This is a genomic window from Streptomyces sp. NPDC001348, assembly GCF_053597535.1.
This window is the reverse complement of sequence record NZ_JBSFIK010000050.1, coordinates 21,879-45,824: the sequence shown is the minus strand read 5'-3', so window position 1 is coordinate 45,824 and position 23,946 is coordinate 21,879. Positions and strand designations below refer to the sequence as shown.

General features: G+C 67.8%; 20 protein-coding genes. 11 read left to right on the top strand and 9 right to left on the bottom strand.

What is annotated here, in order from left to right; translation table 11 throughout:
- The first annotated feature begins 72 nt into the window (after window positions 1-72).
- Window positions 73-1,020, top strand: a complete 948-nt coding sequence (locus ACWC21_RS35870; protein WP_450888182.1) for a bifunctional riboflavin kinase/FAD synthetase — start codon at window positions 73-75, stop codon at window positions 1,018-1,020.
- Between the two features lie 74 nt (window positions 1,021-1,094).
- Here ACWC21_RS35870 and ACWC21_RS35865 read toward each other — a convergent pair whose 3' ends face one another.
- From ACWC21_RS35865 to eccE, 3 genes are all read right to left on the bottom strand, one after another.
- Complete coding sequence (locus ACWC21_RS35865) at window positions 1,095-4,028, bottom strand: SCO5717 family growth-regulating ATPase (protein WP_450888180.1); 2,934 nt, start codon at window positions 4,026-4,028, stop codon at window positions 1,095-1,097.
- A 302-nt stretch (window positions 4,029-4,330) separates the two neighbouring features.
- Window positions 4,331-5,074, bottom strand: a complete 744-nt coding sequence (locus ACWC21_RS35860; RefSeq protein ID WP_450888179.1) for a hypothetical protein — start codon at window positions 5,072-5,074, stop codon at window positions 4,331-4,333.
- A gap of 5 nt (window positions 5,075-5,079) precedes the next feature.
- Entirely contained in the window at window positions 5,080-6,450 is a 1,371-nt protein-coding gene (eccE, locus tag ACWC21_RS35855) for a type VII secretion protein EccE (protein ID WP_450888177.1), read from the bottom strand.
- A 204-nt stretch (window positions 6,451-6,654) separates the two neighbouring features.
- Here eccE and eccB point away from each other — a divergent pair, with 204 nt between their 5' ends.
- Both eccB and mycP read left to right on the top strand, forming a co-directional pair.
- A complete protein-coding gene (gene eccB / locus ACWC21_RS35850) occupies window positions 6,655-8,178 on the top strand; it encodes a type VII secretion protein EccB (RefSeq protein ID WP_450888176.1) in 1,524 nt (507 codons plus the stop codon).
- A gap of 25 nt (window positions 8,179-8,203) precedes the next feature.
- Window positions 8,204-9,493 carry a type VII secretion-associated serine protease mycosin gene (gene mycP, locus ACWC21_RS35845; RefSeq protein WP_450888174.1) on the top strand — a complete coding sequence of 430 codons (1,290 nt, stop codon included), beginning with the start codon at window positions 8,204-8,206 and terminating at the stop codon, window positions 9,491-9,493.
- A gap of 34 nt (window positions 9,494-9,527) precedes the next feature.
- On the opposite strand, the gene ACWC21_RS35840 is transcribed toward mycP, so the two are convergent.
- Both ACWC21_RS35840 and ACWC21_RS35835 read right to left on the bottom strand, forming a co-directional pair.
- Complete coding sequence (locus ACWC21_RS35840) at window positions 9,528-10,040, bottom strand: hypothetical protein (RefSeq protein ID WP_450888172.1); 513 nt, start codon at window positions 10,038-10,040, stop codon at window positions 9,528-9,530.
- A 313-nt stretch (window positions 10,041-10,353) separates the two neighbouring features.
- The gene (locus tag ACWC21_RS35835; protein WP_450888170.1) at window positions 10,354-10,704 is read right to left on the bottom strand and encodes a DUF4333 domain-containing protein; all 351 of its coding nucleotides are present in this window, start codon (window positions 10,702-10,704) and stop codon (window positions 10,354-10,356) included.
- Between the two features lie 432 nt (window positions 10,705-11,136).
- On the opposite strand from ACWC21_RS35835, the gene ACWC21_RS35830 reads away from it, so the two are divergent.
- From ACWC21_RS35830 to ACWC21_RS35820, 3 genes are all read left to right on the top strand, one after another.
- Window positions 11,137-11,352 (top strand): hypothetical protein, encoded by a 216-nt coding sequence (locus ACWC21_RS35830; RefSeq protein ID WP_450888169.1) that lies wholly within the window; start codon window positions 11,137-11,139, stop codon window positions 11,350-11,352.
- A 66-nt stretch (window positions 11,353-11,418) separates the two neighbouring features.
- Complete coding sequence (locus ACWC21_RS35825; RefSeq protein WP_450888168.1) at window positions 11,419-12,687, top strand: putative T7SS-secreted protein; 1,269 nt, start codon at window positions 11,419-11,421, stop codon at window positions 12,685-12,687.
- 32 nt (window positions 12,688-12,719) lie between these two features.
- The gene (locus ACWC21_RS35820) at window positions 12,720-13,235 is read left to right on the top strand and encodes a hypothetical protein (RefSeq protein WP_450888167.1); all 516 of its coding nucleotides are present in this window, start codon (window positions 12,720-12,722) and stop codon (window positions 13,233-13,235) included.
- 68 nt (window positions 13,236-13,303) lie between these two features.
- On the opposite strand, the gene ACWC21_RS35815 is transcribed toward ACWC21_RS35820, so the two are convergent.
- The 4 genes from ACWC21_RS35815 to ACWC21_RS35800 form a co-directional block, all read right to left on the bottom strand.
- Window positions 13,304-14,017: a hypothetical protein gene (locus ACWC21_RS35815; RefSeq protein ID WP_450888166.1), complete on the bottom strand. Its 714-nt coding sequence runs from the start codon at window positions 14,015-14,017 to the stop codon at window positions 13,304-13,306.
- A gap of 226 nt (window positions 14,018-14,243) precedes the next feature.
- A complete protein-coding gene (locus tag ACWC21_RS35810) occupies window positions 14,244-14,945 on the bottom strand; it encodes a hypothetical protein (protein ID WP_450888165.1) in 702 nt (233 codons plus the stop codon).
- Between the two features lie 3 nt (window positions 14,946-14,948).
- Window positions 14,949-17,234 (bottom strand): hypothetical protein, encoded by a 2,286-nt coding sequence (locus tag ACWC21_RS35805; RefSeq protein ID WP_450888163.1) that lies wholly within the window; start codon window positions 17,232-17,234, stop codon window positions 14,949-14,951.
- 3 nt (window positions 17,235-17,237) lie between these two features.
- The gene (locus ACWC21_RS35800) at window positions 17,238-17,690 is read right to left on the bottom strand and encodes a hypothetical protein (RefSeq protein ID WP_450888161.1); all 453 of its coding nucleotides are present in this window, start codon (window positions 17,688-17,690) and stop codon (window positions 17,238-17,240) included.
- Window positions 17,691-18,408: 718 nt separating this feature from the next.
- Here ACWC21_RS35800 and ACWC21_RS35795 point away from each other — a divergent pair.
- The 5 genes from ACWC21_RS35795 to ACWC21_RS35775 all read left to right on the top strand — a co-directional run bounded on the left by ACWC21_RS35795 (window position 18,409) and on the right by ACWC21_RS35775 (window position 23,943).
- Window positions 18,409-18,840: a hypothetical protein gene (locus ACWC21_RS35795; RefSeq protein ID WP_450888160.1), complete on the top strand. Its 432-nt coding sequence runs from the start codon at window positions 18,409-18,411 to the stop codon at window positions 18,838-18,840.
- 1,809 nt (window positions 18,841-20,649) lie between these two features.
- Window positions 20,650-21,951, top strand: coding sequence for a S8 family serine peptidase (locus ACWC21_RS35790; protein ID WP_450888158.1), 1,302 nt, complete (start codon window positions 20,650-20,652; stop codon window positions 21,949-21,951).
- A gap of 130 nt (window positions 21,952-22,081) precedes the next feature.
- Window positions 22,082-22,426 carry a WXG100 family type VII secretion target gene (locus tag ACWC21_RS35785; protein ID WP_450888213.1) on the top strand — a complete coding sequence of 115 codons (345 nt, stop codon included), beginning with the start codon at window positions 22,082-22,084 and terminating at the stop codon, window positions 22,424-22,426.
- 77 nt (window positions 22,427-22,503) lie between these two features.
- Complete coding sequence (locus tag ACWC21_RS35780; RefSeq protein ID WP_450888156.1) at window positions 22,504-22,803, top strand: WXG100 family type VII secretion target; 300 nt, start codon at window positions 22,504-22,506, stop codon at window positions 22,801-22,803.
- A 153-nt stretch (window positions 22,804-22,956) separates the two neighbouring features.
- A complete protein-coding gene (locus ACWC21_RS35775) occupies window positions 22,957-23,943 on the top strand; it encodes a serine/threonine protein kinase (protein WP_450888154.1) in 987 nt (328 codons plus the stop codon).
- Window positions 23,944-23,946 lie beyond the last annotated feature (3 nt).

Below are 23,946 nucleotides of genomic sequence, written 5' to 3'. Positions count from 1 at the left end.
TCGGCATGGCACCCTTAGACCTGCGTAAGCGGTCAATGATAGATACGGACAAGGGTTCGAGGAGCGGTCACAGTGCAGCGCTGGCGTGGCTTGGAGGACATCCCCCAGGACTGGGGGCGCAGCGTCGTCACCATCGGCTCCTACGACGGGGTCCACCGCGGGCACCAGCTGATCATCAGGCACGCTGTCGACCGTGCCCGCGAGCTGGGCATCCCCTCCGTCGTCGTCACCTTCGACCCGCACCCCAGCGAGGTCGTCCGCCCCGGCAGCCACCCCCCGCTGCTCGCCCCGCACCACCGCCGTGCCGAAGTCATGGCCGAGCTGGGTGTGGACGCGGTGCTGATCCTCCCCTTCACCACGGAGTTCTCGAAGCTGTCACCGGCCGACTTCGTCGTCAAGGTCCTGGTGGACAAGCTGCACGCCAAGGCGGTCGTCGAGGGCCCGAACTTCCGCTTCGGCCACAAGGCGGCCGGCAACGTCGGGTTCCTCGTCGAGCAGGGCGGGATCTACGACTTCGAGGTCGAGGTCGTCGACCTGTACCTGAGCGGCGACGCGGGCGGCGGCGAACCGTTCTCCTCGACCCTGACCCGGCGCCTGGTCGCGGAGGGCGACGTCGGTGGTGCCCGCGAGATCCTGGGCCGCCCGCACCGGGTGGAGGGCGTGGTCGTCCGTGGCGCCCAGCGCGGCCGCGAGCTGGGCTTCCCCACGGCCAACGTCGAGACACTCCCGCACACCGCGATCCCGGCCGACGGCGTGTACGCCGGCTATCTGCACGCGCAGGGCGAGGTGATGCCGGCCGCGATCTCCGTCGGCACGAACCCGCAGTTCGACGGCACCGAGCGCACGGTGGAGGCGTACGCGATCGACCGGGTCGGTCTCGACCTGTACGGGCTGCACGTCGCCGTGGACTTCCTGGCGTACGTGCGCGGGCAGGCGAAGTTCGAGTCACTCGAGGCACTGCTGGAGCAGATGGCCGACGACGTGAAGCGCTGCCGGGAGCTGGTCGCCGCGGACGGCTAGGGACGGGACCACCGTCGATATGACAGAAGGGCGGCCGGTGCCTACGGAGGCACCGGCCGCCCTTCTTCACGCCACTACTGCTGGGGCGGAGCCTGCGGGGGCGGCGGGCCCTGCGGAGGCTGCGCCTCGGACTGGCCGGGCTGCGGATAGCCGGGCTGCGGGGGGTAGGGCCCGCCGGGGACCGGCGGGTACGGCTGGCCCTGGGCGGGCGGGTACGGCTGGCCGTAGAGCTGCGGGTAGGGCTGGCCCTGTGCGGGCGGCTGCTGCTGTGCGGGCGGGGCGTACTGCTGGCCCGGCATGGGCTGCCCGGGCATGGGCTGGCCCGGCATCGGTGGGGCGGCCACCGGCGGCGGGTTGCCGTCGTTGGTCCACAGGCCGTGCATCTGCTGGTGCCGGACGAAGTCCTCCGCGACCAGCGCCGCGAGGTTGAAGTACGCCTCCCGCACCTTCGGCCGCATCATGTCGAGGTCGACCTCGGCACCGGCGGCGAGATGCTCGTCGAAGGGGACGACCACGACGCCACGGCAGCGCGTCTCGAAGTGCGCCACGATGTCCTCGACCTTGATCATCTTTCCGGTCTCGCGCACCCCGGAGATGACGGTGAGGGACCGCGAGACGAGGTCGGCGTACCCGTGCGCGGACAGCCAGTCCAGCGTCGTGCTGGCGCTGCTCGCACCGTCCACCGACGGCGTGGAGATGATGATGAGCTGATCCGCGAGGTCGAGCACCCCGCGCATCGCGCTGTACAGCAGACCCGTGCCCGAGTCGGTGAGGATGACCGGGTACTGCCTGCCCAGCACGTCGATCGCACGCCGGTAGTCCTCGTCGTTGAACGTCGTGGAGACGGCCGGGTCGACGTCGTTGGCGATGATCTCCAGGCCGGACGGCGCCTGCGACGTGAACCGCCGGATGTCCATGTAGGAGTTGAGGTACGGGATCGCCTGGACGAGGTCCCGGATGGTCGCCCCGGTCTCCCGGCGCACCCGGCGGCCGAGCGTACCGGCGTCCGGGTTCGCGTCGATGGCGAGGATCTTGTCCTGCCGCTCGGAGGCGAGGGTGGAGCCCAGCGCGGTCGTCGTGGTCGTCTTGCCCACACCGCCCTTGAGGCTGATGACGGCGATCCGGTAGCAGGACAGCACCGGCGTCCGGATCAGCTCGAGCTTCCGCTGCCGCTCGGCCTCCTCCTTCTTCCCGCCGAGCTTGAACCGCGATGTCGCCGCCGTGGGCCGACCGCTCTTCGCCTTCTGCTTCTTGTTGTTGAGCAACCGGTCGGAGGACAGTTCCACGGCCGCGGTGTAACCCAGCGGTGCCGCACCGGGGTTGGTCATCTGCCGCTGGTCGTGCTGTATCGGCTGCGGCCAGGCGGCACCGGCGCGGGGATCGACCGGGGCCTGCGGTACCTGCGCCTGGGGCGCGTGCGGGGGCTGCGGCTGGCCCTGGCCCTGATCCTGCGGGTTGGGCGCGGGCGGCTGGGGGAAGCCGTACCCGGCCTGCGGGTTGGGAGCAGGGGCGGGGGCGTGCGGCGGCTGGGGTGCCGGCGGAGCCGGGGGCCCCGGGGGCGGGAAACCGTAGCCCTGGTCCGGCTGGGCGGGCGGCGCACCGGCCGGGGCCGGGGCGGGCGGCGGCGGGAAGCCGTACCCGGCCTGGCTGTCGGGAGCCGGAGCGGGAGCGTGCGGCGGCTGCGGTGCCGCCGGGGCGCCCGGGGTGTACGGCTGGCCGGGGTGCGGTGCGGTCGGCGGCGCCGGGGGCTGGTTCCAGGCGGCGGGCGCGGGCTGCGGAGCCTGCGGCTGGAACGGGGGCTGCTGCGGCTGCGGCTGGGGCTGCTGGTGAGGCTGTGCGGGCCACTGGGCCGCCGGGGCGGGGGCCGCGGGCTGGTACGACGGCGGCAGCGGCGGCACCCCGGTCTGCGGCGCCGGCGGGGGAGCCCAGGCGGTCGGGGCGTCCTGCGGGGCGGGCGGTACGGCGTCCGCGGAGGCGGTCTCCGCGCCGGGGGCCTCGCCCTGAGCGGACGGAGCCTCGGCGGGAACGGCGTCGGCGGACGCTCCCTCGGCGGACGCGGCCTCCGGCTCCCCGGTCTCCTCGGCCGCGGGGGATGGTTCCGCGTCACCGGCAGGGACGTCGGCAGACTCGTCGTCAGTGTCCGCGGCCTCGGCATCCGCCAAGGCGACCGCGGGCTCCGGCGCGACCGCCTCGGCGGAAGCGATCTCCTCGGCAGGCGCGACCGCCTCCGCAGGGTCGTCCGCCGCTGCCGCCGCCTCGGGGTCCTCTCCGGAGCCGGCGGCCACGTCCTCGGCGCCCGCGGCGCCCGCGGAGGCCGCGGCGCCCGCGGAGGCCGCGGCATCCTCGGAGGCACTGCGGAGCTCGCCCGCGTCGGCCCCTTCCGTGACCGGCGCCTCCGCCTCGGCCACGTCCTTCGACTCGTCCGACGCGCCCGGCTCCGCCGGGTCCTCGTCCTTGGAGGCGGTGGCGTGCTCGGCGATGGCGGCCATCTCACGCTTCAACGCGACGGCGGAGAACCGCATGGTGGCACCGCTCTCCAGGTCACCGTTGTCCGGCTCCTGCTCCGGCTCGGCGGGCGCGTTCGCCGACGGCGCGGGCGGAGCCCAGGCCTGGCCGGGAGCCCCCGGCTGCGGCTGCTGCGGCTGCGGCGGGGTCTGCGGCTCGAATCCGCTCGACATCGGCGGCCCCGGCACCGGACCGGGCGCCCCAGCCGGCGGCGCGGGCGGAGTGAACGGCACCCCGGGCGCAGAGGCCGGGGGAGCGGGGGGAACCGGAGGAGGCGGCGTGAAGGGTGCCCCGGGAGCGGCCCCGGGGGACCCGTCGGCGCCAGGGCCCTGTGCGGCACCCCCTGCGGTCCCGCCCGTCTGCGAGGCGTTCTGCGTGTACCAGGCAGGCGGCGCGTAGTCGATGGTGAACTCGCCCGTCGTCTCGATGGCGGACTCCGCGTCGGGCTGGTCATCGCCGGGTGTGGCCCAGCCCCCGCGGATCCCGTCCCGATCGCTGCTCACAGTTCCTCCTGATGTGGTCGAGCACCCTCATGCCGTGCCGGGGCGACCATGTCGTGTCGTTCTCAGTCGTCCGTAGTCGTTAGAGGTAGTCGGATCCACCGGTTCTCCCCCTGGGCAGTCGATGCCCGGTCCACGGGTTCTGGCATCGCGCCCGGTACCAGCCTAATCACCACGAGCCGCACCCGGGCAGGCCCGTCCGCCCCTCAGCATCCGCCCACCAGGTCACACCGCACAGGAAATGCCTGAGCCGCCCGCTGCTTCGGCGCACGAAACGGCGAACAAAGCAGACAAAGGACGCCAGTTCAGTCCATTCGCCTCGGGGTGCCCAACAATCCGATCTCGGCATCGGTGGGTTGGGTCATCGCGTACTGCCGGTCGCGGTCGGTGCACCACAGTGTGACACCGTCGGGCAGTGCCGGCAGCGAGTCCACCTCGGTCCTGGACAGGCCCATGGTGCGACCCAGTTCCGCCGCCTCGTCCGGCGAGACCCGCTGGATGCCGGCGAGCCGCGCCTGCCGCAGCAACCGGGGAGCGACCGGACTGAGATACGGCAGCAGGGTCAGCACCGACTGCCACGGCCCGGACACCACCCGCCCGCGGGGCGGCCGCATACCGCAGTCCCGCACCACCAGCACGGGCGTACCGGCCGACGCCCCCTGCGGCGGCACCTGCCCCACCTCGTACACGGCGAGCCCGTTCTGCCCGCCGCCCATGGCGTGCACCATCTGGATCCAGGCCTGCGGCCGGCCGGTCTCCACCGCGACCCGCGCACCCGTCGCCGCCGTGCGCAGTGCCAGCACCTGCGCGGTCCACAGGCCGCCGATCAGCACGACGTCGTACGGCGTGGGCCGGTTGATCCCCAGCACGGCCGGCTGGCCCTCCGCGTCCACGCCGGCCACCACGCCGTCGTCGCCGATGGGCAGGGACAGCGCGTCGACCTGCTCCACGGACAGCGTGTGCCGCGGGTGGCGGGGGCCCAGCAGGCCGAAACCGGTGCGCAGCCGCTCGCCGAGGCCCGGCGCCGACGGTGTGGACGATGTCGTCATGGCCGTCAACGGGCACCTCCCAGCGGCAGGGTGGCCAGAACGCCGGGCAGCTGTTCACGGTCCAGACGCGCGAGCCCGGTCCGCGCCTGCTGCGCCGCGCGCTCCAGTTCGCGTCGCGCGTCGGTCAACTCCTGGTTGCTGCGACCGGTGATCCTCAGATGACCGGTGACGGTCACGTCCTGTCGCGCACCCTTGGCCAGCGTCAGGCTGAACGTCGTCGCCAGCGCGGGCACCACGGTCAGCTGTGCGACCAACTGCGCCAGTGAGCCGCCGGATCCGCCCAGCGGGGGCCAGCGGCGCACCCAGTAAGTGGTGTGCCGGCGGTTGTCGCAACGCCAGCTGCGGCTGGACTCCTCGGTACGGCGCTGCGGCGCCTCGCCTCGTCCTGCCTGGGCAGCCTGCGCCGTCACCATCGGGTTGGCGCACGCGGAGGTGGCGATGGCGGCCGTCAGCTCCTCCTCGGTGAGGACGCTCGCCCGGAACCCGGCCCCGGTCAGCCGGCTCGACAGGTGTTCGGCGGAGCGTGCCAGGCACTTCTGCGCCCCCGGCAGCCCGCCGCCGCGCGCGGCCACCGCCTCCGGGCACAGCTCGGGATCGAGCTTCAAAGCGATCCACGTGATCCGCACGGCGGGGGAGCCCGTCTGGGCCTGCAACGGCGCGTAGTTGCTGACGACGACCGACTGCTGGGGCAGGTGCAGCGCGGGCGCGGGCTGTGTGTGCACCACGATCTGCGCCGACTCCAGCCGGATCCCGTCGACTTCGAGGACGTCCCGGACGAGCGCCATCGGCAGCGGTCGGTGGGTGCGCTCCGCGCGCAGCGCACCGGCGTCCGACTCCACCTGGAGCACCACGGTCAGGAAGCCGCCGTCACCCACCATGCCGATCGGCCGCTGGTCGCGGTCGTCACCGCGGTTGTAGCTGTACGTACGAAGCGTCGGATCGCACTCCACGGCAGGCGCCAGACCCGAGTCGGTTCCCGGCGGCACCGGAGTGCTCGCGGCCCGCCGCCTGCGGGCCCGCAGCGCCAGCAGGGTGCCGAGCCATTCCGGCAGGGAGCGCCCCCGGCGTCGTACGACAGCGAGCACCACGAGCACCGCGGACACCGCGACGGCGACCACCAGGGCGACCGTACCCACGACCCACCCGCACACCATGAGCGCGCCCGCGATCTCCAGCAGCACCAGCCGCTGCACCGCGAACGAACCGCCGCGCCCCGAGCGGGACTCCGGATGCGGTGTGAAAGCGCCCTGGGAGAGCGTGCCTGCCTGCCGGCCGCCCGGCCGGGAGGACGAAGAGTCGTGGGCGCCCGGCGAACCCGCGCCCTCCGATCGTGATCCCGATTGCGATCGCGACCGGCTCCGCGTCGCCGAAGCCATCACTCCAAACCCCCGAACTCTCCCTGAAACCCGGCGCTCCGGTCCCTTCAAGCCCTGAGCACCCTACCTGTGCCACAAGCACGTCCGCGCAACAGGCATAGTAGGGGCCGGGTCTGACAGTCGAGGCACCAGAGGCAACCGAGGACGGGGGACGGATCTTCACAGGTCCCCCACGGCTCCGCAACGGGGAGAGAGCGGACACAAATGGCATCACGGCGGGACGAACTCAACGCCTACACCTTCGCGAAGCGCCGCACGCTCGCATCATTCCTGCAGCCTTCCGTCTCCGGCTCGGAGGAGGGCGCCCCCAAACCGCTGAGCGCGCTGGTGCCCGGCCTCGTCGTCGGCGTGGTGGTCCTCGCCGTGTTCGGCGCGGTCGGCATGTTCAGTCCCACGGCACCCAAGGGCTGGGACACACCGGGCGAGCACGTCATCGTCGCGAGCAAGTCGACCACTCGGTACGTGGTGTTGAAGACGGGCAAGGAGACCCAGCTGCACCCCGTCCTCAACATGGCCTCGGCCAGGCTCCTCCTGAACCCCGACAAGGACAGCGTCATCACCGTCGACGAGAAGGTCCTGGACAGCGGCAAACCCCCGCACGGCGCGACCATCGGCATCCCGTACGCCCCCGACCGCCTGCCGTCCTCGGGCGAGGCGGAGGCCGCCAAACGCTGGGCGGTGTGCGAGCGCCCCGGCGACGGCGGCCGGGCCATCCAGAAGGCGGCGTTCGTCCTCGCCGAGAAGGAATGGTCCCGGACGGAGGGCGCGGACAGGCTCACCCGCGGCGACCTGATGTACGTCGTCGCCCCGGACGGCAAGACGCAGTACGTCGTCGACGCGCGGGGCACGGCGTACGAGATCGCCGATCCGGGCGACAAGGAACTGCTCAAGGCCCTCGACACCCAGGGCCGCGCCCCGCAGCGCGTCTCCCAGGAGTGGCTCGACACCCTCCACAAGGGCGCCCCGGTCGCCATCCCTACGATCCAGGGCACGCCCGGCGAGAAGGCCGGCGCCTCCACCCTGCTGCGGCAGTACGACAAGGTCGGCGAGGTCATCAAGGCCTACGACGGCCAGACGATGCAGTACTACGTCGTGCTGCGCGGCAAGGTGGCCCGTATCACCGAGTTCACGGCCACACTCCTGCTGAACAGCGGCGACCTCATCGCCACGGGCCAGGCCGGTGAGGCGCAGCAGGTCAGCCCCGGCGCGGTCGCCGACAGCACGACGTTCGACACGGACAAGAACTGGCCGACGTACAAGCCGAGGACCGTGAACGACGGCTCCAGCACCACCAGCGGCCGCAACACGGTCTGCAACGTCCTGCGCTCGGTCGGCGGCAAGGGCGTCACCACCCTGTCCACCTGGGTGGGCACCGACTTCCCCGCGCAGCTGCCCACCGGCTCCTCCAGCGCGTACGTCACCCCCGGTTCCGGCCAGCTCTACCGCCAGTTCAAGGGCACGGAGACCTCGGCCGGCGGCGTCTTCCTGGTCACCGACACGGGCCTGCGCTACGCCCTGCAGTCCAACAGCGACAGCGCCACCGACGACCAGGGCATCGGCACCTCCGCCAAGCAGCGCAAGGAGGAGCTGAGCGAGGCGAAGATCGCCCAGACCCGCCTCGGCTACGAGAAGGTGACGCCCACGCCCATCCCCGCGGAGTGGTCGACGTTCCTGCCGACGGGCCCGCGCCTGTCGGAGTCGGCGGCGCGGCAACCGCAGGGTTCGTAAGGACGGGGCGGAGGAGAACGGACTCATGCTGAAGGCAAGGACATCAGGGACCAGGACACCGGGCATCCCGCTCCGAGCGGCGGTCCTGGCCGCCGGAGCGGCCATCACCGCGACGACCACGGTGGTCGCCCTCCCCGCCTCCCCGGCCCGGGCGGACGACGGCCAGTGCACGTTCCCGGCGAAGAAGTACACGGGCCGGCCCTGGGCGCTGCAGCGCGTCAACCTGGACCAGCTCTGGGGGCAGTCGCGGGGCAAGGGCGTCCAGGTGGCCGTGATCGACACCGGAGTGGACGTCAAGAACCCGCAGCTCACCAAGGCCGTGAACGCGTCCAAGGGCAAGAACCTGCTGCCCCCCAAGAACTCCAAGGGCGAGAAGATCGACCGCGGCAACAACTCGGGCACCACCGACACGGTCGGCCACGGCACCCGCGTGGCGGGCATCATCGCGGCCCGCCCGGCGAACGGAACGGGCTTCGTGGGCCTGGCCCCGGACGCGACGATCATCCCGATCAAACAGAACGACGCCGAAGGCGACGGCACGACGCTCACCCTGGCCTCGGCGATCCGGTACGCGGTCCAGGCGGGCGCGGACGTCATCAACATCTCCCAGGACACGGCCAACGCGGTCGCGGGAGGCCCGCAGCTGCAGCAGGCCGTCGACTACGCCCTCGGCCGGAACGTCGTCATCGTGGCCTCGGCCGGCAACGACGGCCTGGGCGGCAACGTCAAAGTCACGTACCCGGCGTCCTACAAGGGCGTCCTGGCGGTGGCGGCGTCCGACCGCAACAACGAACGGGCGCCCTTTTCACAGTCGCAGGATACGGTGGGCGTCGCCGCACCCGGCGTCGACATGATCTCCACAGTTCCCGGCGGCGGCCACTGCTCGGACAACGGCACGAGCTTCTCGGCCCCCTACGTGGCCGGCGTGGCCGCCCTGCTGAAGGCCAAGTACCCCAAGTGGACGGCCCAGGAGGTCGTCGCCCAGATCGAACAGACGGCGGAACGCTCGATCCCCGGACACGACCGGCTCGTCGGCTGGGGAGTGGTGGACCCGGTGAAGGCGCTGACGGACGTGGACCCCGAACACCCCGTCCAGTCCCCACGACCCGAGGGCGGCGTGTCCAGAGCCGAGGCCCCGTCGGTCGCCCCCCTTCACTTCGGCGAGACGGCGGACGAACGAAACACCCGTCTGGCGACCTACGTGGTCGTCGGCGGCCTGGTCGGCGTGGCAGGACTGAGCGGCACGGCCGTGGCGGTACGGGACGCACGGCGTCGGCGGGGGAGGTTGCTGGAGGGCGGGCGGGGCACGTCCTGACGGGGCTGAACCATGGGCTGCGGGAAGGCGAACCTCACAGCTTGCCGAAGACCACGCCCCGCCAGGTCCAGCCGGACTCGAGGACGGTGTTCCGCAGCGGCTCGCGCAGCTCGGCACTGTCGAAGCTGAAGGTCTCCGTCGCCTCGAGGCGACCGCTTTCCCCACGACCGACGGTCCACCGGCGACTGACGGTCCGGCTCGGTCCGCGCGTGTACTTGGATTCCACCTGGAGCGTGGTCGGACTCCCCACCCGGCTGAGCTCCCACTGCTCCTCGAGAGCACGCACCTCGTGCTCCTTGTGGGCCAGCCGCATCCGGATCCGCACGGCGTGACTGATCTGGGACCGCACGAAGAAGTTCTGCCAGGCAGGCTCCTGCAACCGCCACTCCGCCAACAGATCGCACTGCTCACCGCCACCGTAACGGATGACGTACGGGACATCGGGCCGGTTGAGTCCGAGCAGCGCCGTCCGCAGCTCTTCCCTCGGGACCGGTGAAATCCCCTCCGTCGGGTACTTCGTGCCGGTGAGTCTGTCGAAGAGTCCCATGAGGCCAACCTACGAGGCACCGGAGCGGCGTTCAACGGCACGCCGACGCACAGCGCTTGCGAAGGCCCCCAACTTCTGTAGTAGGGAGGGGCGTTGAGCCGTCTCGCCGCAGCATCGTCGCCTGATCCTCCGGACCCACGCCCGGCAACTGATCCAGCCACATCAGGAGACGGAGTCGCCGTGTCGTTTCCCTGACCCGGCCCGGTACCGGGGCTCGGCCATGAGGGGCAGGAGGAGCCGGGGACGACGATGGCCCGGAAGCCTTGAGTGACTGCCGGACCATGGACAGGAGCTGGGCCAGAAAGCCCACGAGTCAGCTCGCGGGGGAAGCCTTGTCGTCGGCCTTGATGTCGTAGTTGATCTGGCTGCCCTTGACGGACGTCACGGTGACCGTCACGCCCAGCGTGCTGCCGTCGCCGGCCGTGAGCTTGCAGCGAGTCGTCGTGCCGACCTTCCCAGCGAGGTCCTCAGGGCAGGTGATCTTCGGCTTCGGCTGGCCCGTCTGGGCGGCGAGCTTCTCCGAGACCGAGCTGGCCAGCTTGTCCGCGGACAGCTTCGGCGTGTCCTTCTCGGCCTTGACCGAGGCCGAGCAGCCGACGAGCAGCGCGCCGGCGGCCACGGCCGTAAGACTCCAAGCGGTCGCGGACGGGCGGGCTGTGGTCATGGGTGACTCCAATTCGGCTGAGCAGGACAGGGGACGGCGGAAGCATACTGGCAGGACGGCTCCCAGAACGTTGCAGACGAACACCATATGGTCTCCGCCCGACCGTGAACGCCCCCTGTTTACACAGGAGTCGGCCGCCGTGCTCACATGACGCCTGACGCATCTTCACATAATCCGACCAGGTAGAAGATCCCTCTCACGCGCACCGGTGATGAATCCCGGGTGAGTCGTGTGGGGCCCGTGAGCTCGGCGTTGAGGGCGCGATGCTGGTGTTAGCGTTAGCAAGTCGATCGCCAAGGCGTGTGTATGCGGGCGGTGTTGAAGAAATGAGGCGGGGGTCTCGTGTCGGGTGATCTCGGAGTAGGGCCAGGCGTCCTGAAGAAGGGCGCTTCGGACATTCTGGAATGCCTTACGTCAGTTCAGAAAGTGGACATGCAGAGCCTGGCCGAGCAGGGCTCCGCGATCGGGGACGATTCGGCGGCCGAGGCGCTGGTCACGTTCTGCGGCACATGGGAGCTGGGAGCAGAGTTCCTCGCCGACTGTGCGGCATCCCTGGCCGAGGGGCTGAACTCGGCCAACAACAACTTCACTGAGACGGACCAGGCCATCCGCGACGCGGTGAACTCGGTCAAGTCGGATTTGGGTTGAAACCTGTGGCAGGTCTGAATCAGACGCTGCTTCAGGGACGGAATCAGAAACGGGGAATCCGTATCCATGGCAACCGAGTTGGGGTCGACGACCGACCCCAAGGAGCTCATCCCGGGAGACACCGGGAAGCTGGCCACTCTCGCCTCCACCCTCACCAGCTGGTCCAAGAAATTCGACAAGATCGGCGACGGCCTGCGCGACGTCAAGATCCCGGGCTGGAGGGGCCAGGCCAGTGACGCCTTCTGGCCCACCCTCACCAAGGAGAAGAACAACTGGTACCTCGCATCCGACGCGATGTCGGGCGCGGCCGATGCGGTCACGTCGTACTCCTCCACACTGGGATGGGCGCAGAAGCAGGCCTCGACGGCGATCGAACAGTGGAAGTCCGGCGACCACGAAGCGGCCCAGACGACACTGAATGCCGCGCGCAAGCAACTCAAACCCGAACTCGAGAAGCTGACGAAGAAGCTGGGCGACCTGGCGGGGGGTACGTCGCACAGTCCTGGCTGGTTGGTGGACGCGCGTCAGCGGGTGGACGACTGGAAGTGGGTCGCGGATCACGGGGTCGGCAAGACCAGTCAGAACCGGTGGAAGTGGGAGACCGAGCGCTGGCTCCCGAAGGGCGACGGCTTCTATCGAGCCGACAAAGTCTGGGGCAAGGACGAGGACGGCAACTGGTACATCCGTAATAAGCCCGAACCGACCGGAGAAGAGGAGGAGACTGCCCCCGGCAAGAAGACCAACCTGACTGTCAAGCTCGCCGAGTGGCAGGGCGGAGCCAATGCCTGGTCGGACGGCGTGAAGGGCGAGACGTCCTTCGGGGGTGACGGCAAGCTGAGCGGTTCCCTCGGCGCCTCGGCGCTCGGTGTCGACGGCTCCGCCGGTGCGAGTATCACCAATGGACGACTCCAGGCCGGCGTATCGGGAAGCGCATACCTCGCGCAGGCATCCGCGAACGGTGGCGTGGAGTACGGCTACGCCGCGGCCCAGGTGGAGGGGAAGGCCTACGCGGGTGCCGAAGCCGGCGCCAACCTTGGCGTCGGCAAGGATGGCCTGCACGCTGGCGCCGAGGCGTTCGCCGGCGCCAAGGCCACCGGCTCGGTTTCCGGCGACGTTGCCGGCGTCGGCGCTGGTCTCAGTGGCGAGGCATGGGCGGGCGCGGGTGCCTCCGCCAGCGGCGACCTGGGCATGAAGGACGGCAAGTTCACCATTGGGGGCGAGGTCGGAGTAGGCCTCGGTGTCGGCGGCAAGGTCTCTTTCGACGTCACTGTCGATCCGCACAAGGTCGTCGACTCGCTCGGTGACGCGGCTGATGCGATCGGCGACTGGTTCTAGGCTGGCCGACGCACATCAAGGAAAGGTTCACCATGACGGCCACATTGCCGGTCAAGATCTCGTTCGAGTTGCCGGACGGCTGGCAGGCAGCACCGCCGGACGAGGTGGCAGCGCCCGGCGCCGCTTTCGTCGCCCTCCATCCCGCCTCAATCGACGACGGATTCACGGCGAACATCACCATCACCGGGCGGATGCGCAACGACAGCGCCACCATGTGGCAGATCGCCGACGAGTCGGTGCACCGGCTGGAGCAGGCGGGCACCGTGGAGGTCGTCAAGAAGTCTGAAGTGGGCACCCCGGACATCCCGGGCCTGACGGACGCCCCTGGCGTGATCCAAAACCTTCGCCTCCACACCACCCTGCGGGGCGAGCCGCTGGAGCTGCGCCAGAGCCAGGTGTACCTCGGTATGGAGGACGTCAAGAACCCGGCGAAGCGCGCGGTCATCGAGCTTGTCCTCACCGCGAAGCCGAATCAGCTCGCAGAAGTTATCGACGACTTCAAAACCTTCCTCAGGACAGTACGGCCGGCCGAGGAAGACGCAGAGTAAACGACAGAGTGCCCTTTCCTGTGGTCATGTTGGCAGCGGGAAAAGGGCACCCCGGGTAATCCGCTTGCTCAGGCACCGCTCCAAGCCTGTGCTGGAATGTGGTCCAGGACATCGCACAGGTAGTTCAACTTCTCGTCGACAGCCTGTGGAGACAGGTTGCCCCTGTACCACGTGAACAATTCGTTGTCGCGCAGCTGGAGCGAGGACTTGCTCCTCGGGTCCTGCAGTAGGTAGGGCACCACCGTGTGGCTCAGAGCGGTGCGGACGAAACCCTCGTCCCTGGTGATGATCCGAAAGTTCTTGTCGAATTCCGGTACGCCAAGCTGCATGTGGGGCCTCCGGTCGAACAAGTTGTCCAGCAGGCTCGGGCGGAGGATCTGCGTGAGCGGTCCAGAGCCCGGCGCCGTGACGATGAAAACGGCCTCAATGGTGGGCTGCTTACGCTCTCCGACATCGGCGCCTGACATGAGGTTCATGGAGCGATACTCGAAGTACTTGAAGCGGCGGCCACGGAACTCTCCCGTGGTGTAGTGCCAGGCGCGCAGGTTGCTTCCACGGCCCGGGAAGGGGCGCACGCCGCAGTACTGATCGATCTCCCCTTGCACGCGGGGCTGGTATGTCCACCCACGTTCCGGCGCCATCCGGGCAAGCCGCGCGTAACCCTCCCTGATCTGCTCGTCCTTCTTGCGTCCGCGCCTGGACACTGTGAACACCAAGATGAACATGCCCGCGACGAACGCGTACAGCAACCACTTAATCAGTTCCCCAACCCAACCATTCATGGTCCCAGCTTATGGCGGACGCAGGGCGTGGTGTACCGAGGCTTCCGCTTGGTCGCGGATGTGTGGAGACAGGGGCGCGGGGCTCCGCCACGAGCAGACCGTCACTGCCCGCCCCCGAGGAGCGGGTCCGGCCGGCCCCGTCGAGGAGGGGCGCGAGCTCCCCGGCTAGCTGGTACCCGCCAAGCACCCTTGGTCGTCGGCGAGCACTCGTCTAGGGCCCCGAGGCTTATTGGGCTTCGGCCTCTGGAACCCGTGAAGGCAAGGCTGCCTCTGATGCGCAGCCAAGTTGTTGGGCCATGCCGCGTGAGACTGCGTTGAGAACAGTCATCAAGTCCTGCCCTGTGGCCTTCGCGGCGACTTGCCCCGGTGCGCTGGTGAGAGAAGCCCTGATGTGTGAGGTACTCTTCTGGGAATTTTTCGTGGAGCACTCGAAGTAGAGCAGCGCGCTGATGCTTCTGTTCGTCTTGGCGTAGGCACCTAACGAATAGAAGGCCTGCCCTGATTCGTCGCTAGCTGCTGACGTGTGCTTGCTAGGAACGTGATTATCGGCTGAAAAATCCACGCTGATCAACGGGTGGCCGGTCTTGTCACCTGCCTTGAAGACGACGCACTGGTTTCGCAGCGTCTGGTCCTCATGGATTGTGCTCGCGGCGTGCTTCAGTGAAAACTTATTGGGCTTCCCGGAGTCATCGGTGCCGGGCAGCTCAGTGAACTTCGCCGTGCCGCCGATGCGTTCGAGCGCCGCAGCCGCAGACGAATCCAGTGTTGACGCGCAAACCTGAGAAGCCGGTAGAGTTGCTACTTCCTGGGCGCCGTCGCCTCCACTGCACGCGGAAATTCCCAAGAGGAGTACTGCGGCACCTGCCGTGGAACGGCAGGTAGCGAGCGTTGTCATTCTCTTCTGCAGCCGGTCGGTTGTCTGTCGCACAGATCAGTCCTTATACGGAGATCGGCCGCGCTGCTCGTTTTCTCCAGTGCCAGTCCCGTAGTACGCGCTATTGATGTCCTGGTCCCAGTTCTGCTTGTCGCCGATGCCGCTGGCCTTGGGGTTGTCCTCCAGGTAAGTGCCGTATGCGCTGCCCAGCTGATTGATGCCTTTCTTGTAGAAGTCGCTGCTCGTGACCTGAGCTTGTTCTTCCGGGTGCCCTCCTGCATCGTCCACCTCCTTGTCGATTTGGTGGCCGATGAAAGTGTTCACGGCTCCGCCGACGGTGTCTGCGGCAACCGGCGCAATGAGCATTGCTGCTGCGGTGCTCCCTGGGAGGGGGATGGCGGCAACACCGACCCCAACGGCCCCTCCGACGCCAAGCTTGATCCAGTCGGCGGAACGGCCAAGTGACTTGTTGGCTTCCTCGGAGTTCTCGCCATAGTCTGCTGCGGCCTGCTCGACACGAGCGTTGTCGAGGATGCCTCGCGCCTGCGCTGATGCGATCAAGGCATCGTGAGCATGGCCAACGTTGGCATCACTGGTCGACGGGTACTTGTCGAGAGCACTGAGCGTGTACACATGCTGAGCTGCGGTGACAGCGCGGTGCGAGTTTTCGTCCTGTCCGAGCACGCTCAGGAAGTTGATCGCACCCTCGTTGGTGAAGTTGGCACGCCCCTGATATGCCGCAGCGAAAGTGCCACCGTCCATCTCGTGCTCCCCGACACCAGACAGGTTGTAGTCGATGTCGTCGATGTATGAGCCAGCCATCTTGCCCAGACTGTCGGCCAGTTCGGGCTGGTCGTGCAACAGTTTCGGGCCGTCCTTGCTGCCGTAGAGGTATGCCACCTGTTCCATCACACCCGCGGTTCCGGAGGTGCGGTGATCGCCGCCGGACTTGATGGCGTCTGGGCTCGCGTCGTAGGCGTACCCGGTCGTCGCGGCCTCCAGGGCGTGGCCGAGGGAGTCGCGTCCTGCGACGTAACCATCCTTGCCCTCGAGTGTCACGTCGGAAGACCAGACGCGTTCCTGGGTCAGGTACTTGAAGTGTTGGTTGAGCTCCGATCCCTTGTTGACGGTCTCTCCGGCGCCGTTCGGCTGGGCGAAGAACTGTGTCGAAGCGTCCGGGTTGTGTCCCAGTGCCTCCAGGAAACCAGTCACGGGGTCGCGGCCACGGTCGTTCTTGTAGTTCCAGTAGTTGAGGTCACCCTGGTTGGCGTTGTTGACCCAGAGGTTGATGCCTTCGCCGTTGACCTGCTTGTCGTAGGCGAGGAGCTTGTCGCCGTAGTCATTGAGGAACTGGTCGTCGTAGTCGCCGAAGCGCATCAGGTTGCTCATCACGGCATAGCCCGTGGGATTGCTCGCGTCGTCGATACCGAGCTGGCCGGGCCCCAGCTTGATCATCTGCTTCTCCCAGCTCTGCATCTCGTCGCTGTCGGAGAGCGTCGCCTTACCGATGGTGATCCCGAGGTTCTTCTGAAGCTGCTTGACCTGCTTGGCACGATCGGGGTCGTACTGGCCCTGGAAGGGGTCGGCGACCCCCGCGTAGAAGGTGAGCAGCTTCCTGGGTCCGATGCGCTCGGCGAACTCCTCCGCGAAGAGGGGGTCGTTCTTGTACTTCGCCAGCGTGGAGTTGAGCGAGGCGAGTTCCGTGTTCGTCACGTCGTGCGGGTTCTTCGCGAGGATCCGGGCCAGTTTGTCGGCGTCCGCGATGGCCTTCGCAGCCGAGTCCCGGTCTTCGTACCTGGCATCGGAGAAGCCGTACTTGGCCTGATCGACGATGAGGCGCAGCGCCTTGCCGGCGGTGGCGTCGCTCTCGTTGGCCTTGTCGAGAATCCGCTGGATCTCGTCGCGCAGGTCGTCGGCGTCCTTCTGGGCCGCCGCGTCGTCCTGACCGCTGGGATCGGATGCCCAGTCAGGGCGGGTCGACCTGGTGACCATGAAGGAACCATCGCCCATGTTGAGCACGGTCAGATTCTTCTTCAGGCCCCGCTCGATGGCTTCGTTGACCTGTGCGCGGTATCCGACGAGTTCGTCGCGGGTGTCGCTGAGGATCTTGGTTACCGTGTCGGCCTGGGTGTGGGCGTCGGAGAACTCGCCAGCCGTCTTGTCGATGAACTCACGAGTGACGGTGGCATTCAAGCCAGCCCAGTCGGCCTTTCGCGCCTTGCCCTTGAGGTTCTTGTCAGCCTCGTCGGCTAGCCTCTTGAGCTGCTTCGTCATGTTCTGCCAGTCGGAGATCGCCTCACCGAGCTGGTGAAAGTTCCCGTGTCGGAGCGCTTCGAGGTCCACCGGTCAGTTGGCCTTCCGCTCATCGAAACCCTGGTCGAGCGTTGCGATACTGCTGAGCGTGCCTGCGATGTACTGCTCGTCGCCGGCGTGGGCCTTCTTCGTATAGTCCAGGTGGTTGGAGATGTGAGCCGTGGCATCGAGCAGCGACTGGACCTGATCCACCCAGTGCTGAGCGACATGGTTCAACGCTGAACCGATCGCGTAACCTTCGCTCTCCAACCCGTCGGCGGCCTTGACTGAGCTCATCCGGGCGAGGTCGCTGAAGTGCCTGAATTCCTGATGTAAGCCGTAGGCCGCATCACCGATCGCGGCAAGGTCCTTCTGGTTGACCCTCAGATCACCTTGACTGCTGCCGCCTCCCGGATCGGCCGGAAGCTGGTTGAGCTGCATGTGTGTGGAGCGTTGCGGGCGCTTCTGCGCCTCGTCCAGGAGCTGCTCCCATTCGTCCCATGCCATCTGCGGCACCCTTCCCCCGACGCTTCGGTGGTCGCGAGGATACCCACGATCACCATGGCGAGCTCGAAGCATGCTAGCAACCGGCAGTCTGAGTAGGGCTTTTCGGTGTTGCCGTTCCAGGGTGAGAACAGTCCGCAGGACTTGACGGAATCAATTCGGAGTGGTGCCTTGTGCTCAACGGGACCCAGGCCGTCATGGTGCGCGATCGGGTCGCTTCCCCCTCCACCATCGCAGCTTGTCTGTCGTCGGAAAGAGACCTGCAGACGGCATGGGCGGGTGGAGCAGCTGGAGTTCGAGACGATCAGAGCTGTTCGAGACACATGCACCTCCACCAGCCGCCTGAAGTGCGCCAGCGCGCCGCTTCGCGCTTCACCGGCGTTGCAGTGGAGTCGCCATCAGTCACCCGTGGAAATTCGATGGAGATCGCAAACGGAGTCGTGTGAGCGGCGTCGGTCGTTGCCACGATGGGCCGTCACCTGGCCGGTGACATGGCCGGGCGCTGGCGTAATCGCATCCCCATACCGGCAAACCGGGCAAAGTGCGGCGCCGGGTGCGGTGGTGTAACTGAGTTGACGCACAGTCTGGTTGGACCCGTTGAGCCGGTTGACTAGAGTGGTAAAGGCGTTGTGAGACGCGGCTCGCTTTGCGATCGTACGGGTGAGCGTGTGTGGTCGGTCTCGATCCGGTCGGGGCGATGTAGGCAACGGGGAGGAGCGTCGTGCTTCCGGCAGACATGGGTGGGGGCGTGTCGGCGGCGAACCTGGAGGCGAGCGGTGACGCGCTGAAGAAGTTCGTGAGTCGGGTGGACGCGGTGCTACGGGACCTTGAGGGGTCGGCGGGCAATCCGAAGCGGGTGGGAGCGCAAGCGATTCGTCAGGGGTCGCTCAGTAGCGGGGCCGGGACGTTCCATGAGGCGGATGCCTTGTATGCCACGTTCAACTCCGTGCATGAGAGCCTCACCACCCTGTCCAGGACCCTGCACCTGCAGATCGAAGCGATGGGTATCGCCGTTCTGGGTGCGAAGGGCACCTTCGACGAGGTCGAAGAGGAGCAGCGCCGACGGTTCTGGGAGATCCAGGCGGAGATCCAGCAACTTCAGGAAGCGGCAGGCGCGAAGCGTACCGGCGACGGCACCGATGTGGTGATGTAACGATGACGGACAAGCACAAGGGGGACCTGGACCGGGCCTCCTCTCAGAACACTTTCGCGGATCTTGCTCGGGACGCTGCGCAGCACCCTCACGAGGGTGGCTTCTTCAAAGGCGTTCTGAACAGCGCCATTCGCGGGGCGGCTCAGGGCACCCCGTACTCAGAAGCCATGGTCAGTCGTACGGAGTTCGACGGCTATGACCTCAATGCGATGGTCGACCTGGTCGATCAGACGGATCCGGAGGATCTGGAGTCCTCCGGCCGAGCGCTCTGGGACGCGCGCGATGCCATCAAGGCGGCGGCTGATGAACTCAAGGGCCACTTCGACTCGGTGCCATGGGTCGGAAAGGCGGGTGATGATTTCCGCGCATGGGGCGCGGGGCTCGTCACGAGTACGTACGATCTGAGTGCTTTCGCCGGAGGGGCAGGCGACCAGATCACTGCCGCTGCTGTGGGGCTGGCGTCTGTTCGGAAAGCAATGCCCCCTCGTGATTCCCGAGCGGTTGCGACCCGCCCCACGGATATCCCCACCCCCGCGAGGACCGCGAGCAACAGCGAGTACGCCGCTGCCGTCCAGGTGGAGAAGCACCGCCAGGAGGCGATCAATCAGATGAATCGATTGGCGTCGTACTACGCGGTGTCGAGGGAGCAGCTGCAGGTCCTGAACGACAATGCGCCCACGTTCAAGAGTGTGCCGAATGTGGGTATGCCCAAGCCGAACCGGGTGATGCGGGACGCCTCGGGCGGTGCTGCCTCCGGCTCGGGTCAAGAGGCTGGGGCGAACCCCGTTGCGTCCCATCATGCTGCAGTCGCGTCCACCGCTGGTCATGTCCGCCCACACGCCGGTGACGTCCCAGCGTCCGCGGCGGACGGCGCGAGGCATGTCGCGGTCCCGGACAGCACCGTAGGTACGAACATCGACAGCGTTGGCACGCTCCCACCCAGCACCACCACACCTGTGACCGGCCACACCCCGCCGATCGCGAGTACTCCTGTCATCGGCGGTGACCAGGCACGCCCGTTCGATGGCGGCCCCGGGTTGCCGATCCCCAACCGCACACCGGGCAGAGGCTGGGGCGGAGCCGGCGGTGTCCGTACCCCTGTATCCGCGCAGGGACGCACCGCTGCTGTACCCGGTTCGAGTAAAGCGGGCCCCGGCTACAGGTCCGCGGGGCAAGGCCTCGTGGACCAAACAGAGCACGCTGCGTCGACCGGCCAGCAGGTTGCCAGGGGCACCAGCCCGGGATCGAAACCGTCCCAGATGGGCCGTGGGGTCTCCGGCGGTACGCCGCGGCCCTCCGGCACGGCGGCACCACGAGCGAACGGCGGGCCAGCCACTGGCGCCGGTCGGTCCAACGGAGTCGTCGGGGGGAGCCCCTCGGCCACCGGTGATGCCGCGGCGAAGGGTGGGGCAAGGATTCCCCGCGGTACGGTCATTGGCCGTGAAGGCGCTGCCAACACGCAGCCCAGTACTGGCCGACCCGGGCAGCGAGGTGTCGTCGGATCACCCGAGTCCCGGACCGGTTCGACAGCGACCGGGTCTCGTACTGGCACTCGAACGTCCGAGCCCGTCACGGGCAGGCCCATCGCGCGCAACTCCATTGCGGGATCGGAGCGCAGCGGCATGACTCGTGGTGGATCGGGTCTCGTGCGTGGTGCTGGCCACAACGGGAAGCCCGGAAGCGAGGGAGAGGCGCAGCAACCGCAGCGCCCTGACTACCTCGTCGAAGACGAAGAAACTCACCTGCCCGACAAGCCCCGGCGCGATGTGCCGCCGGTTGTCAACTGAGACCGCGAGGACACGGAACACGATGAAGTCAGGGACCAGCCGACGAGTCGAGCAGGCTGCGTGCCTCAAGACACCCTTCGGGAGACGGGCGCGTGATCTCGGCGCGATTCTCGGCGCTCTGGCCGCTTTCAGTGTGGGCCTCGCGCCGAGCTCCAGTGCGTATGACGCCAAGTCGGAGCAGTGGTACTTGGGGCCGATGAAGGCCGAGCAGATGTGGAAGGTCAGCACGGGGAAGGGCGTCAAGGTCGCCGTCGTGGACAGCGGTGTTAACCCAAACACGCCCTCGCTGAAAGGCCAGGTGCTGGCTGACGAAGTCCCGAAGAAGGTTGCTTACCGGGCCACTGATGACTACAACGGTCACGGGACGACCATGGCCGAACTGATCGCTGGTACCGGGGCTGATGGCGGCCTTCAGGGGCTGGCGCCGGGAGCCAAGATCGTCCCGTATCGTGTCGACCTCGAAGGTCTGCCGGGCGGGAAGAAAGAGGAGAAGAAAACTCCCCGGTCCGCTGAGGCGATCAGGGCGGCCGCCGATACCGACGTGAAGATCATCAGCATGTCATTCGGAGGGCTGATCGATCCGGACGAAGAGGCAGCGGTCAAGTATGCCGCGTCAAAAGGAAAGTTGCTGATCGCCGCTGTTGGTAATGCTGGGGAAGGTAACGGCAATATCGACTACCCTGCCGCTTACCCCTATGTGGTGGGTGTAGCCGCGACCAACAAGTCTCTTACGGTTTCGAAATTCTCATCATTCGGCAACTATGTAGACCTTTCTGCTCCTGGTGAGGGTTTCCCCGGGTGGTGCGACACCAGTTTCCGCTCGTATTGCAACCGAAAGGGTACGAGCCCGGCAACTGCGATCGCCTCAGCCTCCGCAGCCCTGATCTGGTCTGCTCACCCCGACTGGTCGGTCAACCAGGTTGTGCGGTCCCTGATCGACACTGCTGGTCGCAAGTGGGCGAAGGACAACCCGAGTAAATATGCCGGCTATGGGATGGTTCGTCCTCGTCTGGTTCTCGAGAAGCGTGACTACGATGCTGGACCGGCAGACGTCGACCCGCTCGCGAAGGAGAACGGTGGCAATCTGCTGGCTCAATCCGCCGGTTCTTCCTCGAGTTCAAAATCGCCCGCACCTTCTGCTTCTGCATCAACCCCGTCACAAGCCCCGGGAAAGGGCTCCGTGGGCGGAACCGCAGCGGCAGGATCAAGCACGGAATCGTCGAGCAACAGCAACACGCTGTGGATCGCGGTCGGGGCTGTGGCTGCGGTCATCGTGCTCGTCGGTGCCGGCGTGGCCGTGATGCGGGCAAGGCGTACCACATGACGCCGCCGACCTCCTGTAACCCTGGGCCCTTCGGACAGGGAATGCGGTAAGCGCTCACCGGCGCGTACAACACTGGGTGTCGGTGAGTTCAGACAGTTGGATCAAGGAAAAAAGAGAAGGGCGGGCAGACATGGCCGGCGGAAAGCAGAAGCTCGAAGATGCCGCAGTAATCCATCTGGAGAAGCAGATGGTCGAGAAATACGAGGGCATCCGCAAGCGCGTGCATGGTCTGCAGGGCGTGATCGACGGCCTCGAGGGCCAGTGGCAGGGTATCGGCCGTGCCGCGTTCGACAAGAAGCAGTACGAGATCAACGAGTCGCTGCAGAACATCGGCAACATCCTCGGCGACGTCATCGAGGCGATGACCGCGACGCGCAACATCAAGGACAGCAAGGAAGACGAGGTACGTGCGTCCGTCAACAAGATCGATGTCCAGGACGGCGCTCCCACGGTGTCTCCCCTGAGCTCGTACTGAGTCGAGCGCACTCAGGACAACCGCCGGGCAGCCGGCGCATCCATCAGGCACACACCAGCGAGACGAGGTAATCAGACATGGCCAGCAACGCTGATGGGCTGTCAGTCACTTATGACGGGCTCGACGTCGCGGCAACCAAGATCGGTAACGAGGCGAGCCAGCTCGAGCAGGATCTGCAGGAGCTCAGGAGGCTCGTGGTGAGCAGCCTGCAGTACTGGGAGGGCCAGGCGCAGGACACCTTCAACGAGAAGCTGCACCGCTGGGACAAGGAAGCGAACGACATCCACCAGGCGCTGACCGGTATCGGCCACGTCGTCGCCCAGTCCGGCGGTACGTACATGGACGGCGACAAGAAGGCGGCTGGCTACTTCCGGTAGGACGAGGCCCGCAGAAGCGACTCGAGGGTGGGCGTGCGCGGGAGGCGCCCACCCTGTCGTCGGTCCGCAGCCCGGCCGTACTCGTTCGTTCGATTCCCGTTGTCCGCAGGGTTGAGGCCGCGGACACCGCACAGACAAGGGACTGGGAATCAGGTGCACGCGACAGCCGCCGAAACCGGCGAAGCGCCGCAGGGCGTGCATGCCTCACGACGGATCGGCCCCTACATCCTGATCACTTCGCTCGACGATCCCCGCAGCGATGTCCCGGTGCCGGAACGGCGCTACATAGCCCGAAGCGCCGATGGTGAGCACACAGTCCTGCTCAGTGCTCCGCTCCCCGGCACCGATCCCCGGCGCTTCATGGCGGAAGCCGAAGCCTCTCGCTATCTGCTCAGTCAGTTCGCGGCGCCCGCTGTCACGTGCGCAGCCCCTGGCGAGAGCGCCTGGCACGCCCGCCCCTATGTGCCCGCGCTGCCCCTGCCCACCGCACTCGCGGTGCACGGGGGCCCACTTCCCGAGCGGACGGTCCGGGCCCTTGGGGCGGCCCTCGCGGAGGCCCTGAGCATCGTGCACGGGCAGGGACTGACGTACGCCGGTGTGTCCCCGGCGGCCGTGCTGCTCGCCGCCGACGGGCCGCGCCTCACCTGCTTCGGGGCCGTGCGGGCCGCTGCCCCGGACGGTACGGCTCGGTCCGGGTTGCCGGGACTGGAGCCGGGCAGCCTGCCGGCCGAGCAGGCATCCGGCGGACGGCCACGCCCAATGGGCGATGTGTACGCTCTGGGCGCGACGCTCGCGTACGCCGCTACCGGATACACAACTCCCGAACGCGACGAGCTTCCTTCCTCGCTGCGGACGATCGTCAGCCGCTGTCTGACCCGGGACCCCGGGGCCCGCCCGCAACTGGCGGAAGTGATGGACGAGTTCGCGCCCACCTCGGTGACCGCTTCGCCGGCATCACATCCCGCCGACCCCGCCATGGCCCAAGAGCCGGCCGGTGCCGCCTTCGCGACCAGAACCGCCCCACTGCTCGGCCCGGGATGGCTGCCGAGCCGCGCGATCGCGGCCATGGCCCATCAGTCGGCCGCCGTACTCGCCGCCGAGATCCCGCACGCCACCGTGCCCTCTTCACGCCAGGACTGACGA